Source organism: Nocardia sp. NPDC004123, from assembly GCF_053603795.1.
The window spans coordinates 82,654-97,855 of sequence record NZ_JBSGGG010000021.1; the positions used below are offsets into that span (position 1 = coordinate 82,654).

The following is a 15,202-nucleotide window of genomic DNA, read 5'->3' on the forward strand; positions in this document are numbered from 1 at the left end:
CGCCCCCGCCGACCACCAGCCCGGCGATGAACCCTCCGGCCGATTACCGGCGGGCCGGCCGACCGCCGCAGGTCAGCAGCCCGCCGCCTGATAGGTGCGGGCCACCAGCGCCGAGCGCAGGTACCACAGCCCCGACGCCTGGGTGGGATCGAACCCGGTCAGCTGTCCTATCCGCTTGAGCCGGTAGTCCACGGTATTGGTGTGCACGTGCAGCATGCGCGCCGTGCGCTGCCGGTTCAGGTTGTTGCTGATGTGCGACTGCAGCGTCTCCAGCAGCTCGGCGTGCTCGTCGAGCGGATCCAGCAGCGACCCCAGATGATCGCGGCCCGGTCCCGGCCGGGTGAGCTGATATTCCAGCGCCAGTTCGTCGAACCGGAACAGCCCGCGCACCAGCCGCAGCCGGTGCACGATGTCGAGCAGCTCGTGCGCATGGTCGGCCGCATCCGGAATCTGTTGCGGCGCAGCGGAAACCAGCGTCGCGGTGATCGGCACCCGGGCTGCCCGCGACAGTTGCTCGACCAGTTCGTCCAGCTGCTCGTCCGCGAGTGCCGTGACCGGCACCAGTAGCGTGCCGCCGTCCACGCTCAGCAGCGACAGCACCCGGTCGGGATACCGGTGGGCCAGTTCGGCCTGTACCCGGCGCAGCTTGCGCCGTGCCACCACCGCACCGTCCACGGTGGTGGAGTGCTCCTCGGGATGTTCGGGAATCGCCAGCGCCAGTACGTGATACGTCTCGGCGATCTCGATCCCGCATTCGCGCGCCATGGTGGAGGTGCTGTGCCCGCCCAGCAGCGCGGAGGTGAGCGTGTGCACGGCGGTGTGGTGTTCGCTCACCACCGACCGCAGCTCCCGCACATAGGCCATGGCCACCGCGGAGGTCATCCGGTCCAGCAGTTCCACCACGAGTTTGGCCCCGCCCATGATGCTGTCCATGTCGGCGGCCGCGATGACCAGCGTGACATCGCCGGCGTCGTCCTCGCGGCGCACGTGCCCGGCCATCGCATTGGCCATCACCAGCTCCGACCCGATCTTGAAGCCCTCGTGGATGGCGTGGTGGATGGTGTCGATCGGAATGCCCTCCCGCGCCCACTGCGCGGCGGCCTCCTCCAAACGCTTGGTCTTCTCCGGAATGTCGCGCCCGTCCAGCATGCCCACCGCCAGCTCCAGGCAGGTGCGGGTGATGGCGGTGACGTCGCCGTGAATGGCGTCGCCGGGCAGCGTCCCGCACGGCGCGACGGTTTCGACGAAATGCCCCACCATGTGCTGCGCGAGCCCGCGCACATCCTTGAGCGGCGACGATATCGGGTTGCCCGACACGGTGAGCCCCGCCTGGGCCGGAATTCCCACGGACATCCGTGACTCCCTTCCACCCCCGGGTTGTGCCCCTTCCGGGACCTGAAACGCTAACGCATGCCGCGGATACCAGCGGCTGGATCGATCCCTCCTGTGAGGCACAGTAATGCGCTTTCGGCGCTCTTGTGACTTCTCACATGCGCCAGGCCGGCTCCGCATGACTGCCGGGCAGCGTCGACGCGGGGCAATTCGCGTGGATACGCGGGTGAAACGGGCGCACGCCCGAGGCGTGAGAGCGCCACCGGGGTGATCTATCCGACTCCACCTCGGCACGGAATCCTGTCAGCCCGGGTGGACATGCCCGGGGCGGTGATCAGCCCAGGTGACTGGTGTCGTTGTACGAGGTGAGCCGCATCCCGGAATCGCCCCGCTCCCAACGGGTTATGGACGCATTGCGGACCTGGGCACTGGTCTGGGCGCTGATCTCGGCCTCGCTCAGATCCCCGAAGATGTAGCGGGTCAGCACGATTGCGATGTCATGGGTGAAAACCAGTACATGGCCGTGCATTTCGCGGAGCACGGCCCGCAGCCGCAGTGCGACGTCGGGCCAGGATTCGCCGCCCGGCGGGCGATGGTAGAAGCCGCCCGAGCGCTGCATCTCCCGGAATTCGTCCGGGTAGCGGCGCTGAATGCCGATTCTGGTGAGCCCGAACAGCACCCCGGGCTCCCGGTCCCGGATCCGCTCGTCGAAGTGCACGGGCAGCGTCGACAGGAAAACGAGCGCGATGCGGGCCGTCTCGCGGGTGCGCAGATACGGCGAGCAGAGCACCAGGTCGAAGCCAGGATCGAACCCGGCCAGCCGTCTCCCGGCCGCCGCCGCCTGCGCCGCGCCCAGCTCGGTCAGCGGCACGTCGGCATCCCGTGTGCCCGTGATGAATTCCTCCGCCCCGGTGTACGGCGCCGCATTGACGGTGCTCTGGCCGTGCCGCACCATGGTCAGTGATTGCAGTCCCGCTCCCGTCACGTCCACCCATATATCGTGCGCGCAACCATGGCCGTCCGCCCGGTGAAATGTTGAGTGTGGGCAATGACCACATTCGGTGACGCCCGCGATGCCCGGACCGGTCCGCCGGTGCGACTGGACGAACTGCCGCTGGGTCCCGTGCTGGGCTCGCTGCCGGCCATTCCGCTGATGGAGCGCGGGGAACGGAAATACCTGGTGATGGGCAGCGCCGCCCTGATGGCGGTGTTCGGCCTGGTCTTCGGTTTCGCCACCGCCGTGCCGCTGATCCTGGTATCGGGCAGGTTGTTCACGCTGGCCGGCAATGTGTTCTCCGACGCCATCCACGCCTGTCTGCCGGAGTCCTTCCCGACCAGCGTGCGCGGCACCGCGTCGGGCACCACCTGTTCACTGTCCAAGCTGGGCACGGCCGTGCAGCCGTTCCTGCTGCTGCCGCTGCTGGACCGCCGCGGGCCCGGCGCGGTGTTCACCGTCATCACCGTGGCCCTGGTGATCATGGTCGCGCTCATCGGCCTCTGGCGTCCGATCAGCGGTCGCAAGCCGCTCGACGCCGAGTGAACCCCGTCCGCGCACCGGGTTTCGCTACCGGTGTGCGGCGACCGGACTGCCCACCGTGATGTCGGCGGGCGGCAGCCACAGCGTGGCGATGGTGCCGCCGCCGACGGCGGGCTCGATGGAGGCATTGCCGCCGTGCGCCTGCGCCACCCAGGCGACCAGCGCCAGCCCGATGCCATTGCGCCCGCTGCGCCCGGCCGCGCCGCGGTTGAACGGGCTGGCCGACATGACCGGATCGACGCCCGGGCCATGGTCGCGAATGCTGACCCGCCCCTCCGCCACGTGCACCTCGACCGGCGCGGCCCGGTTCACCGCGCCGTGGGTCAGCCCGTTCTCCAGCATGTTCCGGATCGCCAGGCTCAGCAGCTGCGGATCGCCCACCACCACGCTCGGGTGCGCGGTCACCACGATGCGCTCGTCGGCGGCCTCCTCGGCCACCGCCTCGGCCAGCTGGTCCAGCCGCAGCAGGGTGCGCTCGGGTTCGGCGATGCCGGACTGCATGCGGGCGCGGGCCAGCAGCCCGGTCACCAGGCGCGCCATCCGATCCGCGAGCCGGCGCGCCTCGGCCAGCGTCTGCTGCACCTCCTCGGGCTTGGGCCGGGATTCGGTGAGCAGCTTCAATGTGGTGAGCGGCGTACGCAATTCGTGCGCGGCATCGCCGAGGAACTGCTCGTGCTCGTCCAGCATGCGCAACGCCTGCCGCTGGCTGCGCCCCGACAGCAGGAAGGTGGCCGCCGCCGACAGCAGGACCAGCAGGCCACCGCCGGCGATCAACTCCCACACCAGGATTCGATGCGCCCCGGCGTCTGCCATGGACTCGGTCCCAGCCAGGATGACCACGATGCTGTCCCAGTCGTTCCAGAACACCGGGGCGCCCGCCACCGTCACCGAGCGGCCGGTGATGTCGGTGCCCGCGAACCGGCTGCCCTGATAGAGCAGGCCGTCGGCGTGATCCTCGGTTTGCGTTGCGAGCGTGGAAATCTGGGTGTCGTCGGGCATGAGCGAACGCTGATAGGTGTGCGCCTGCTTCCACGGCTCGCCCGGTTTGCGCACCGTCACCACGACCGCCGTCGACCCCTTGGCCAGCTCGTCGTCGATGACGGTGGACAGGTCCAGCACCTGCTTGTCGTCGTGCTGAATGGCCCGGGCCAGCCCACCCGCCACCTGCTCGGCCTGATCCTGCGCGCGGGTCTGGCGCGCGTGCGCGTCGATGGAGGCGGCCACGAAGCCGAACACCAGTACAGCCGTCGCGGTGATCACGGTGACCAGTGCGGTCATGATCCAGCGGGCCCGTTTCAGCCGGGCCACGGCGGGGGAGCGGTGCGCGCTCACGAGATCCCGCCGCCGATGAGGAATCCCGTACCCCGCACGGTCTCGATCACGCTCGGCTCGCCGAGCTTGCGGCGCAGCTTCGCCACCACCGCGTCCACCACATTCGAAGCGGGCTCGGCCATTTCGTCCCAGCAGCACTCGATGAGATCGGTGCGGGTCACCACGCTGCCGCGCCGGGTCGCCATGAGCTCGAGCACCGCGAACTCCTTGGGGGTGAGCATCAGCATGATGCCGGCGCGGGTGACCCGGCGGCGCATCAGGTCGATATCGATGTCCGCCACCGCGATTCGCGACGCAGTGGGCTGTTCGCGGCGGCGGCACAGCGCCCGCACCCGCATCACCAGCTCCGGCAGCGCGAAGGGTTTGGTCAGGTAGTCGTCGGCGCCGTGCTCGAAACCGGCCAGCCGATCGTCGAGCCCGTCGCGGCCGGTGAGCATGAGCGCGGGCACCGTGTGCCCGGCGCTGCGCGCCCCGGCGACCAGGTCCAGGCCGTCGCCATCGGGCAGTCCGCGATCCACCACCAGGCAGTCGTAGCGATTGATGGCGATCTTGAAATCCGCGTCGGCGATGCTCTGGGCGAGGTCCACCGCGAACCCGGCCGAGCGCAACCCATCGGTCACCTCACGGCAGAGCTGGTGGTCGTCCTCTAGCACCAAAACACGCACAGAGGCAGAGAGTAGGGCATCTCGGACGCCTGCCCAACGGCTGCGGCGACCGGATCGGCGAAAAATGATCGGAAAATGATCCGACGGCAAACCGGCGCGCTACCACCGGCTTCCGACCCTCTCACGGAACCGCCCGCCAGGTCGAGGGCCGCAGGCAACCCGCTGTATCCTGAACGCGGTTGTTTCTGTCAGCGGCTACCGAGAGGGGGTGAGGTGCATGCGCGGCGAACCTCCCAGTCGAAGGCCGTGTGGCATCGCCCCCCGAATTCGTCCTTAGCTTCGCTGCGGCGGTGGGTGCGGTGCCCGCGGTGTGCCCCGGTGCCTCCCATCCACTCTTTTACTCGCCGTCCGGCCGAGGACTCCGCCATGACGCAGACCGACCTGCACCCTGTCGTCTCCGATGTGCGCCGCCCCGAAGGGGATTCGCTGTGCGACATCGTCGACCGCCGCCACCTCACCCCCGCCGTGGAGTGGCTCGACAACCACCCGCCGCACGTCATCGCCGAGCAGCTGGCCCGCATGGACGCGGTCACCGCCGGTATGGCCTTCCGGCTGCTCGACAAGGACCGCGCGCTGGCCGTTTTCGAGGAACTCGAGCCCGTCGACCAGCAGCAGATCCTGTCCGGCCTGCGCGATCAGAGCTTCCGGGACCTCGTCGAGGACATGGACCCCGATGACCGCGCCCGCATGCTGCGCGAGGCGCCGGCCAAGGTGGCCAAGAAGGTACTGGCGGGGCTCAGCCCGCGCGAGCGGCGGATGACCGCCACCCTGCTCGGCTACCCGGAGGGGTCGGTCGGGTTCTACATGACGCCGGAAGTCGTTGCGCTGCCGCGGAATCTGCCCGTCACCGAGGCGCTGCAGACCGTCCGGACCAAGGGCGGCACCGCCGAGACCGTCTACACGCTGCCGGTCGTGGACGCGGGCCGCCGCCTGATCGGGGTGGTCGAACTGCGTGATCTGGTGCTCGGCTCACCGGACGCCATGATCGCGGATCTGGTTGTGGCCGAACCGGTCTCGGTGCGCGCCACCGACTCGGCGGAGCGGGCGGCCCGGCTCATGCAGGGCGCCAACCTGATCAACCTGCCGGTGGTGGACAGCGAGGACCGCCTGGTGGGCCTGCTCACCATCGACGACGCCGTCGAGGTCATCGAGGCCGCCGACTCCGAGGACATGGCCCGGCAGGCCGGCACCACCCCGTGGTCCGGGCACTACATGGCCGCGGGCGTGTTCCAGCTGGCCCGCTACCGCGCCCTGTGGCTGATGCTGCTGCTGGTCGCCGCGACCCTGACCGTCACCGTCACCAACTTCTTCGAGCCGACCCTCGAGCAGGCCGCGCACCTGGCGCTGTTCATCCCCCTGCTCATCGGCTCCGGCGGCAATGCGGGCGCCCAGGCCGCGACCACCTGCGTGCGCGCGCTCGCGGTCGGCGAGGTCCGGGTCTCGGACCTGTTCGCCGTGATCTGGCGGGAATGCCGGGTCGGGCTGCTGCTGGGCTGCATGCTGGCCGCGGTCGGCATGGTGATCGGCACGCTGTTCGTGGGCGTGAAGATCGCCGTGGTGGTGGGCATCGCGCTGGTGATCATCTGCGCCTGGGCGGCGACCATCGGCGGAACCATGCCGCTGCTGGCCAAGAAACTGCGCATCGACCCGGCCGTCATCTCCGCGCCCATGGTGACCACGCTGGTGGACGCGACCGGGCTGGTCATCTATTTCACGACTGCGAAAGTGGTGCTGGGCATCTGATCGGCAAACCGGGGGCGGTTCGGACACGCCGACCCCGGGTCGCTGTGACGGATTGCACAGCTGTAATTTTCTGCAGTCGGTGGCGTGCTTGCCCATCCCCTTTTCGCATTCTCGCAGGACAGTGTGAGGACACGTGAAGACACAACTTCTTGTGCTGCATGGGGATGTCACCTACCAGTAGTAGTGTTCAGGGTAAGGGAATTCCGCAGGGTCCGGTGAGCTGAGAAGGGTGTGTGAGCGGGCGTGAAACTGATCGATCGGGTGACGGCGATCAACTGGAACCGCGTGCAGGACGAGAAGGATGCCGAGGTCTGGGATCGGCTCACCGGCAACTTCTGGTTGCCGGAAAAGGTCCCGGTCTCCAATGACATCCCGTCCTGGAACACGTTGACCGCCAATGAGAAGCAACTCACCATGCGGGTCTTCACCGGCCTCACCCTGCTCGACACCATCCAGGGCACGGTCGGCGCGGTCAGCCTCATCCCGGACGCGCTGACCCCGCACGAGGAGGCGGTGCTCACCAATATCGCCTTCATGGAGTCGGTGCACGCCAAGAGCTACAGCTCCATCTTCTCCACGCTGTGCTCCACCCGCGAGATCGACGAGGCCTTCCGCTGGTCCGAGGAGAACCGGAACCTGCAGCGCAAGGCCGAGATCGTGCTGGAGTACTACAACGGCGAGGACCCGCTCAAGCGCAAGGTCGCCTCCACCCTGCTGGAGTCGTTCCTCTTCTACTCCGGCTTCTACCTGCCCATGCACTGGTCCTCGCGGGCCAAGCTCACCAACACCGCCGACATGATCCGCCTGATCATTCGCGATGAGGCCGTGCACGGCTACTACATCGGCTACAAGTACCAGAAGGGCCTCGAACTGGTCTCCGAGGCCGAGCGCGAGGAGCTCAAGGCATACACCTTCGAGCTGCTGTTCGAGCTGTACGAGAACGAGGTCGAGTACACCCAGGACCTCTACGACGAGGTCGGCCTCACCGAGGACGTCAAGAAGTTCCTGCGCTACAACGCCAACAAGGCCCTGATGAACCTCGGCTACGAGGGCCTGTTCCCCAAGGACGAGTGCGACGTCAATCCGGCCATCCTCTCGGCCCTCTCGCCCAACGCCGACGAGAACCACGACTTCTTCTCCGGCTCCGGCTCCAGCTACGTCATCGGCAAGGCCGTCAACACCGAAGACGAAGACTGGGAGTTCTGACAAGTCACGGCGCTCGACCCGATGACGCGGGGAAGTCGCCACCCGGCCGAGCACCGACCGCCAAGTTCACCAGCGAGATCGTGAACTTTTCGTGATCACGGGTGTTCCCCACAGGCAGACATGGCAAACGGCCCCGAGCGAAAGTTTCTCGGAGCCGTTTGCCAACCGTAGCAACTGATTTCGCAACGTTCGGGGTAACTCGTCGGGTACGGCCAGAATCGGTTTGCTCCCCAACCGCCGGCACGCGTGCCCAACGGTTCACGGCTCTCGGCCGCGCGCTGAAGGTCCGGGGAGGCGGGAGCGCTCAGTCCGTGACGTATCCGTTGAGGTTGTTGCGGACGTCGTCGAGCAGGGCCCGGGCGGCGGTGATGCCGCTGCCGTGCCAGATGGTGTCGTCGACGGCGAACTCGCGGCGGTCGCTCACCGCGGCGAGCTGTTTCCAGTTGTCGCCCTTCATGATCGACTTGCCGTAGTCGAGGCCGTCCTTGCCGTCGAACATGAGGAAGATGAGGTCGCCCTCGATCCGGTTGCGGGCGTCCTGGCTGCTCAGGCTGGTCACGTCGAAGGAGTCCCCGCGCTGCGGCTGCGGCCGCTGCACGCCCGCGTCACCCAGCACCTGCGCGGCGAAGCTGTTGCCGCCCTGCACCTGAATGACATTGGGCTCGAAGCGGATCACCGACGCCTGGGTGAGGGCGGCATTGGCGGCGACGCCCGCGTCCTTGGCGGCCGTGCGGTAGTCGTCGAGCGCCTTGACCCCGGCGGTCTTGCGGTCCATGGCCTCCGCGAAACCGGTGAAGGTGGCCTGCCAGCCGTTCTCCGCACCGACCAGCACCGTCGGGGCGATGCCCTTCAGAGCGTCGTAGTGCGAGCTGTCGGAGGCCGGGCCGATGATCAGATCCGGCTTCAGCTCCGCGATCTTCGCCGGATCCGGGTTGCCCATCAGGCCGACCGAGGGAATATCGACGACGCCGGTGCCCAGGTAACCGGGCTGCGGCGCGGGACCGGCCAGCGTGGCCGCGCCGACCACGCGCTCCCACAGCCCCAGCGCGCAGGTGGCGTCCAAGGCGGACGTGGCGAGCACCACGATGCGCTTGGGGTCGGCCGGCACCTCCGAGGTGCCCGCGGCATGGGCGACGGTCTTCGTGCCCGCGGCCGAGTCCGGGCTGGACGGCAGCGGGCACGCCTTGGAGGTGTCGCGCTCGATCCCGACCACGCCCGCACCCGCGATATTCGTCGTGGTGCGCACGATCGAGGCGGAGTTGTCATCGGTCTTGCCGCATCCCGCGACGAGGCCCACCGTCAGCAGCGTGGCCGCCGAGACCAATCCCACACTGCGCAAATGCCGCAAAGATCGCCAATGGGGAGCGACCAGGGGGGAGAAGGTGGAGGCGAAGGTGTTTCGGGTGGAAGCGGACTCGCGCACCGGCATGCGGGGCAGCCTACAGCCGTGCCCGGCGACTCCCAATTACGACACAGAGTAGGACCCGGAGCGAGCGCTGTCGGCACACGGTTTACGATCTGTCACAGCGCAAGCCACCGTCGTTCGTCATATGCCGAACCGGACGCCGGAAGCAGCGTACGAACGATGGCATACCTGTGGAGGTTTCGTGACTGCCGTAGAACCGCGGCCGGCCAGCCTTGTGGAGGCGGCTCGGCCCTATCCTCAAAGGACGGGTCCGAAGGGATCGTTCATCTACAAGATGGTCACCACGACGGACCCGAAGGTTCTCGGCGTCATGTACCTGGTGACGGCCATGTCCTTCTTCATGGTCGGCGGCATCATGGCGCTGCTCATGCGCGCCGAGCTGGCCCGCCCGGGCATGCAGTTCCTGTCGCCGGAGCAGTTCAACCAGCTGTTCACCATGCACGGCACGATCATGCTGCTCTTCTACGCGACCGCGATCGTGTTCGGCTTCGCCAACATCATCCTGCCGCTGCAGATCGGCGCCCCTGACGTCGCCTTCCCGCGTCTGAACGCGTTCAGCTACTGGCTGTACCTGTTCGGCGGCACCATGGCGACCGCCGGCTTCATCACCCCCGGTGGCGCGGCCGACTTCGGCTGGACCGCCTACGCCCCGCTGTCGGACATCGTCCACTCCCCGGGCGTCGGCGGCGACCTGTGGATCCTGGGTCTGGCCGTCTCCGGTCTGGGCACCATCCTCGGTGGCGTCAACATGCTCACCACCGTGGTCTGCCTGCGCTGCCCGGGTATGACCATGTTCCGGATGCCGATCTTCACCTGGAACATCGCCGTCACCTCGGTGCTGGTGCTGCTGGCCTTCCCGCTGCTCACCGCGGCCCTGTTCGGCCTGGCCTACGACCGCCACCTGGGCGGCCACATCTACGACCCGGCCAATGGCGGCGTGCTGCTCTACCAGCACCTGTTCTGGTACTTCGGCCACCCCGAGGTGTACATCATCGCGCTGCCGTTCTTCGGCATCGTGTCGGAGATCTTCCCGGTCTTCAGCCGTAAGCCAATCTTCGGTTACACCACGCTGGTCTACGCGACGCTGGGTATCGCGGCGCTGTCCATCGCGGTGTGGGCGCACCACATGTACGCCACCGGTGCCGTGCTGCTGCCGTACTTCTCGTTCATGACCTTCCTCATCGCGGTTCCGACCGGTGTGAAGTTCTTCAACTGGATCGGCACCATGTGGCGCGGTCAGCTCACCTTCGAGACCCCGATGCTCTGGTCGGTCGGCTTCCTGGTGACCTTCCTCTTCGGTGGTCTGTCGGGTGTCATCCTGGCCTCGCCGCCGCTGGACTTCCACGTGTCCGACACCTACTTCGTGGTCGCGCACTTCCACTACGTGCTCTTCGGCACCATCGTGTTCGCCACCTTCGCGGGCATCTACTTCTGGTTCCCGAAGATGACCGGCCGCATGATGGACGAGCGCCTCGGCAAGTGGCACTTCTGGGCCACCTTCGTCGGCTTCCACACCACGTTCCTGGTGCAGCACTGGCTGGGCAACATGGGTATGCCGCGTCGCTACGCCGACTACCTGCCCTCGGACGGCTTCACCACCCTGAACACCATCTCCACGATCGGTGCCTTCATCCTGGGTTCGTCGATGCTGCCGTTCATCTGGAACGTCTTCAAGTCCTACCGCTACGGCGAGGTCGTGACCGTGGACGACCCGTGGGGCTACGGCAACTCCCTCGAATGGGCGACCTCCTGCCCGCCGCCGCGGCACAACTTCTACGAGCTGCCGCGCATCCGCTCCGAGCGTCCCGCGTTCGAGCTGCACTACCCGCACATGGTCGAGCGCATGCGCGCCGAGGCCCATGTCGGCTGGGGCTCCAAGTCCCACACCGTCAAGGAGCTGGAGAAGATTTCCAGCTAGTCTCAGGCACCTGAACACCAACGCGGCACCCGTCTGACGACGGGTGCCGCGTTGTTTGCAGGGCGACTCTCCTTATACAGGCCCACGATGCAACATTGGCTGATGGAGGATCCGGGAGCGATGTCGGAAACGGGACTGTCCACCGAGTGGTCGCGTGAGCTGGGGCTGCGGCTGCCGGTGGTGAACGCGCCGATGGGCGGGGTCGCCGGTGGCAGGCTGGCGGCGGCAGTCGCGGCGGCGGGTGGCCTGGGCATGATCGGGATGGGGAGTGGTGGGTCGGTGGAGGCCCTCGAGCGGGAACTGCCGTACGTCGCCGACGCTGCCGGTCCCGTCGGGATCGGTCTGGTGGATTGGGTGATGGCCGCCCGTCCCGGGCTGTTCGAGCTCGCCCTCGCGGCCGCACCCGCGCTGCTGTCGGTGAGCTTCGGGTCCGACCTGTCGTGGGCCGACCGGGCTCGCGCCGCCGGAATCCGCACGGCGACACAGGTTTACACCGTCGACGATGCCTGGCGTGCGCGCGATGCCGGCATCGATGTCCTGGTGGCACGCGGTCTGGAGGGCGGTGGGCACGGCGCTCCCGAACTGGCGACGCTGCCGCTGCTGGAGGCCGTGCTCGACGTGGTGCCGGGTCCGGTGCTGGCCGCCGGCGGAATCGGGTCGGCGCGCGGGATCGCCGCGATGCTGGCCGCCGGAGCCTCGGGAGTGTGGCTGGGGACCGCCCTGGCCGCCTGTGCCGAATCGCTGCTGTCGCCGGGCGGCCGGCGGGCCCTGCTCGCGGCCGAGGACACCGACACCATCGTGACCCGGACCTTCGACGTCGGCATGGAACTGCCCTGGCCGCAGCGCTTTCCGGCCCGGGTGCTGCGCAACGACTTCACCGCGCGCTGGCACGACCACCTCGGCGAGCTGGCCGGTGACACCGCCGCGCGGTCCGAGCTGACCACCGCCAATGCCGCCGACGACCCGCGTATCGCCCCGGTCGACGCGGGCCAGGGCGTCGGCCTGGTCACCGCGGTGCGCCCGGTCGCCGACGTGCTGACCGAAATGTGTTCCGGCGCCGCACGCCTGCTCGGTCGCTGACGCACCGACTCTCGGTCGGCGGTCGCCCTGACCTCCGGCGGCCCGGTCGCTGACCTCGGGTGGCGTGATGCCCGCCACCGTCGGCGGCGGTCGGCGCTGTCTCGTTCGCGCCGACCTGACAGAATGAGCTGCCGCCGCATGCCGGGCGGGACAGGCAGTCGCATGGAACGGAGTTATCGAATTGAGTGCAAGCGCGGGGAGGCGGAGCGCTGACACGACGGTTCTGGTCACGGTCACCGGACCCGACAAGCCGGGCGTCACATCGGTACTGCTGGCCGCCCTGGCCAATAGCGCGGTCAGTCTGCTGGATGTGGAGCAGGTCGTGATTCGCGGCCGGCTCACCCTGGGCGTGCTGGTGTCGTGTCCCACCGATCCCGAAGCGCTGCAGGATCAGCTCGAGGACGCCATGGCCTCCATCGGCATGGATGTCGACGTGGAGATCGGGGCGAGCGCTGTCTCGGGTGCCAAGCTGTCCACCCACGCGGTCGTGGTGCTGGGTTCGCCGGTCACTGCCCGTGCCTTCAGCGCCATCGCGCGCAAGCTGGCCGCGCAGCGGGTGAACATCGACTCCATTCGCGGCATCGCCGACTATCCGGTCACCGGCCTTGAACTCATGGTCACCGTCCCCACCGCCGACGCGGACGCCGAGACCGAGCTGCGCACCGCGCTGGCCACGGTCGCCGCCAAGGAGAGCGTGGACGTCGCCGTCGAGAAGGCCGGCCTGGCGCGACGGGCCAAGCGGCTCATCGTCTTCGACGTGGACTCCACCCTGATCCAGGGCGAGGTCATCGAGATGCTGGCCGCGCACGCCGGTGTGGAGGAGGAGGTCCGCAGGGTCACCGAGGCGGCCATGCGCGGCGAGATCGACTTCTCCGAATCCCTGCGTCAGCGGGTGGCGACGCTGGCCGGGCTGGACGCCTCGGTCATCGACGAGGTCGCCGAGCGGATCGAGCTGACCCCTGGCGCCCGTACCACCATTCGCACCCTGCGCCGCCTGGGTTTCCGCTGCGGCGTGGTGTCCGGCGGTTTCCGTCAGGTCATCGAGCCGCTGGCGCACGAGCTGGAACTGGACTTCGTACAGGCCAACACCCTCGAGATCCGTGACGGCAAGCTGACCGGCGCGGTGGTCGGGGAGATCGTGGACCGGGAGGCGAAAGCCGTTGCGCTGCGCCGATTCGCGGCCGAGACCGGGGTGGCCATGGATCAGACCGTCGCGGTCGGCGACGGCGCCAATGACATCGACATGCTCAATGCCGCCGGGCTGGGCATCGCGTTCAATGCCAAGCCCGCGCTGCGCGAGGTCGCCGACGCGGCGCTGTCGCATCCGTTCCTGGACGCGGTGCTGTTCATCCTGGGCGTCACCCGCGACGAGGTCGAGGCGGCCGATGCCCGCGACGGCGGCATCCGCCGGGTGCCGCTGCCGCGCTGAGGCGCTCGGCTGAGACCCGCAACGCGTCCAATTCGGTTGCGGCACTCGCAGCTCCGCTCTCGGTACCGTGGTCGGGGAGTCCGGTCACGATCGAAGGAGAGTCCGTGCGCGTGCGTATGCCGCTGGCAGTGGTGATGGCCGCGCTGGCGCTGGCCGGCTGCGGCAATTCGACCTCGTCCGAGCACGAGCCGGTGCGCGTCGGCGCCGACTCCGACGGCAAGGACGTGAGTCTCGCGGTCGGTCAGGGACTGATCGTCACCCTCGAGGCCAACCCGACCACCGGATACGCCTGGATGCTGGGCGGTCTGGATCAGAACGTGGTGAAGCAGAACGGCTCGCCGGAATACGAACAGGACCCGAATCCGGACGGCAAGGTCGGGGTCGGCGGCACATCGGTGTCGAATTTCGTGGCGGTCGCGGCGGGTTCCACCCGATTGAGCCTGGAATACAAGCGAGCCTGGGAACAGGGTGTGGAGCCGGCCAAGAGCTTCACCCTGAACCTGACGGTTCATTAGCCCGAACAGTTGTGTAGGAGTGGTTGTGTCGAGCGTCGGATCCACCATCGATGCCGGTTTCGTGGCCAGGCACGCGGAATTGGCGCGGGGGTATGGCGGCGGAGGCGATCCGGCGGACCCGGCGCTGGTACAGGCCATGCAGATGGTGCTGCACATTCCGAAGAACGATCCACCGGCGCGCAGCGCACTTCTGGCAGCCGCCGCCTCGGCGGTGGTGGCGCTGTGCCTCGATGAGCGGGTCGGGCCCGATGGGGCGTGGGAGGAGCGCTATCTGACCTGGAAACGCTCGCGTATTCGCAAGGTGGCGCGGCGGGCGCGCGGGGCGCAGTGGCTGGCGGCGCAGGAAGTCGACGGTGTCACAGTCGATTTCGCGGGTGCGCAGGCGCGGGCGCTGGTGCCGGGACCGGTCGGCGAGGTGGATCCGCGCATCCGGCGCCTCCAGATCAGCGGCACCGAGCTGCCCGTCGAGGAGGAGATCGCAATCGATCCGGAATCTCCGGTGCTATGGGTGAACGCGGAACTGGGTATGACTGTAGGGAAGGCCGCGGCGCAGGTAGGGCATGCCAGTATGTTGCTGGCAGGCGCTCTGCCGGTGCAGCGGGCGTATGCGTGGGCCGCACAGGGATTCCGGTGCACCGTCGCGGAGGCCGATCCGGGCCGCTGGGCGGAGTTGCAGCGGGGGGTGGCCGAGGGCAGCGCGGTGGCGGTGCGCGATGCCGGTTTCACCGAGGTGGCACCGGGGTCGACGACCGTGATCGCGGTGGCGTAGTGCGGATGTCGCACTAGCGAAACCGGATGGTCGGCGCACTGACCTATATGGGCAGTGCATATCGACTTCCCGGGACGGGTCGGCAAGGATCGATTCACGTTTCCTCGAAAGGAAACCACCGAAATGACAACACTGCTGGTTGTTCTCATCGTGTGGGCGGCGCTCTCGGTCCCGGCGGCACTCATTCTGGCGCGCATGTTCCGGTCCACCCGGGCGGATGCGCGGGACCGCGGGTTGGCGGGCCCGGAGC

General features: G+C 68.2%; 13 protein-coding genes. 8 read left to right on the forward strand and 5 right to left on the reverse strand.

Going from position 1 to position 15,202, the window contains the following annotated elements:
- Window positions 1-72: 72 nt before the first annotated feature.
- On the reverse strand, window positions 73-1,353 hold the full coding sequence (locus ACWEQQ_RS29085; RefSeq protein ID WP_452350493.1) for a PucR family transcriptional regulator: 1,281 nt from the start codon (window positions 1,351-1,353) through the stop codon (window positions 73-75).
- Between the two features lie 313 nt (window positions 1,354-1,666).
- The gene (locus ACWEQQ_RS29090) at window positions 1,667-2,323 is read right to left on the reverse strand and encodes a histidine phosphatase family protein (RefSeq protein WP_452350494.1); all 657 of its coding nucleotides are present in this window, start codon (window positions 2,321-2,323) and stop codon (window positions 1,667-1,669) included.
- Between the two features lie 57 nt (window positions 2,324-2,380).
- Here ACWEQQ_RS29090 and ACWEQQ_RS29095 point away from each other — a divergent pair, with 57 nt between their 5' ends.
- A complete protein-coding gene (locus ACWEQQ_RS29095; protein ID WP_452350495.1) occupies window positions 2,381-2,872 on the forward strand; it encodes an MFS transporter in 492 nt (163 codons plus the stop codon).
- 24 nt (window positions 2,873-2,896) lie between these two features.
- On the opposite strand, the gene ACWEQQ_RS29100 is transcribed toward ACWEQQ_RS29095, so the two are convergent.
- Both ACWEQQ_RS29100 and ACWEQQ_RS29105 read right to left on the reverse strand, forming a co-directional pair.
- A complete protein-coding gene (locus tag ACWEQQ_RS29100; protein ID WP_379437695.1) occupies window positions 2,897-4,201 on the reverse strand; it encodes a sensor histidine kinase in 1,305 nt (434 codons plus the stop codon).
- Entirely contained in the window at window positions 4,198-4,866 is a 669-nt protein-coding gene (locus tag ACWEQQ_RS29105) for a response regulator transcription factor (protein WP_354835110.1), read from the reverse strand. The genes ACWEQQ_RS29100 and ACWEQQ_RS29105 overlap by 4 nt, the downstream gene beginning before the upstream one ends.
- 366 nt (window positions 4,867-5,232) lie before the next feature.
- On the opposite strand from ACWEQQ_RS29105, the gene mgtE reads away from it, so the two are divergent.
- Together mgtE and nrdF are read left to right on the forward strand one after the other, a co-directional pair.
- Complete coding sequence (mgtE, locus tag ACWEQQ_RS29110) at window positions 5,233-6,609, forward strand: magnesium transporter (RefSeq protein WP_354835112.1); 1,377 nt, start codon at window positions 5,233-5,235, stop codon at window positions 6,607-6,609.
- Between the two features lie 243 nt (window positions 6,610-6,852).
- Window positions 6,853-7,815 carry a class 1b ribonucleoside-diphosphate reductase subunit beta gene (nrdF, locus tag ACWEQQ_RS29115; RefSeq protein WP_354835114.1) on the forward strand — a complete coding sequence of 321 codons (963 nt, stop codon included), beginning with the start codon at window positions 6,853-6,855 and terminating at the stop codon, window positions 7,813-7,815.
- Window positions 7,816-8,119: 304 nt separating this feature from the next.
- Here the strand turns inward: nrdF and ACWEQQ_RS29120 are convergent, their stop codons facing one another.
- The gene (locus tag ACWEQQ_RS29120; RefSeq protein WP_452350496.1) at window positions 8,120-9,244 is read right to left on the reverse strand and encodes an ABC transporter substrate-binding protein; all 1,125 of its coding nucleotides are present in this window, start codon (window positions 9,242-9,244) and stop codon (window positions 8,120-8,122) included.
- 178 nt (window positions 9,245-9,422) lie between these two features.
- On the opposite strand from ACWEQQ_RS29120, the gene ctaD reads away from it, so the two are divergent.
- The 5 genes from ctaD to ACWEQQ_RS29145 all read left to right on the forward strand — a co-directional run bounded on the left by ctaD (window position 9,423) and on the right by ACWEQQ_RS29145 (window position 14,952).
- Window positions 9,423-11,159 (forward strand): aa3-type cytochrome oxidase subunit I, encoded by a 1,737-nt coding sequence (ctaD, locus tag ACWEQQ_RS29125; RefSeq protein WP_452338687.1) that lies wholly within the window; start codon window positions 9,423-9,425, stop codon window positions 11,157-11,159.
- Window positions 11,160-11,279: 120 nt separating this feature from the next.
- Window positions 11,280-12,239 carry an NAD(P)H-dependent flavin oxidoreductase gene (locus tag ACWEQQ_RS29130; RefSeq protein ID WP_452350497.1) on the forward strand — a complete coding sequence of 320 codons (960 nt, stop codon included), beginning with the start codon at window positions 11,280-11,282 and terminating at the stop codon, window positions 12,237-12,239.
- Window positions 12,240-12,420: 181 nt separating this feature from the next.
- A complete protein-coding gene (gene serB, locus ACWEQQ_RS29135; protein WP_452338689.1) occupies window positions 12,421-13,668 on the forward strand; it encodes a phosphoserine phosphatase SerB in 1,248 nt (415 codons plus the stop codon).
- A gap of 104 nt (window positions 13,669-13,772) precedes the next feature.
- Entirely contained in the window at window positions 13,773-14,183 is a 411-nt protein-coding gene (locus ACWEQQ_RS29140; protein WP_452350498.1) for a protease inhibitor I42 family protein, read from the forward strand.
- 25 nt (window positions 14,184-14,208) lie between these two features.
- Window positions 14,209-14,952 (forward strand): aminoacyl-tRNA hydrolase, encoded by a 744-nt coding sequence (locus tag ACWEQQ_RS29145; protein ID WP_452338691.1) that lies wholly within the window; start codon window positions 14,209-14,211, stop codon window positions 14,950-14,952.
- The last annotated feature ends 250 nt before the right edge of the window (window positions 14,953-15,202 follow it).

Excerpts from the sequence above, each read along its gene's own strand:
- ACWEQQ_RS29085 (WP_452350493.1), bottom strand. The coding sequence starts at position 1,353 with ATGTCCGTGGGAATTCCGGCCCAGGCGGGGCTCACCGTGTCGGGCAAC.
- ACWEQQ_RS29095 (WP_452350495.1), top strand. The coding sequence starts at position 2,381 with ATGACCACATTCGGTGACGCCCGCGATGCCCGGACCGGTCCGCCGGTG.
- mgtE (WP_354835112.1), top strand. The coding sequence starts at position 5,233 with ATGACGCAGACCGACCTGCACCCTGTCGTCTCCGATGTGCGCCGCCCC.
- ACWEQQ_RS29120 (WP_452350496.1), bottom strand. The coding sequence starts at position 9,244 with ATGCCGGTGCGCGAGTCCGCTTCCACCCGAAACACCTTCGCCTCCACC.
- ACWEQQ_RS29130 (WP_452350497.1), top strand. The coding sequence starts at position 11,280 with ATGTCGGAAACGGGACTGTCCACCGAGTGGTCGCGTGAGCTGGGGCTG.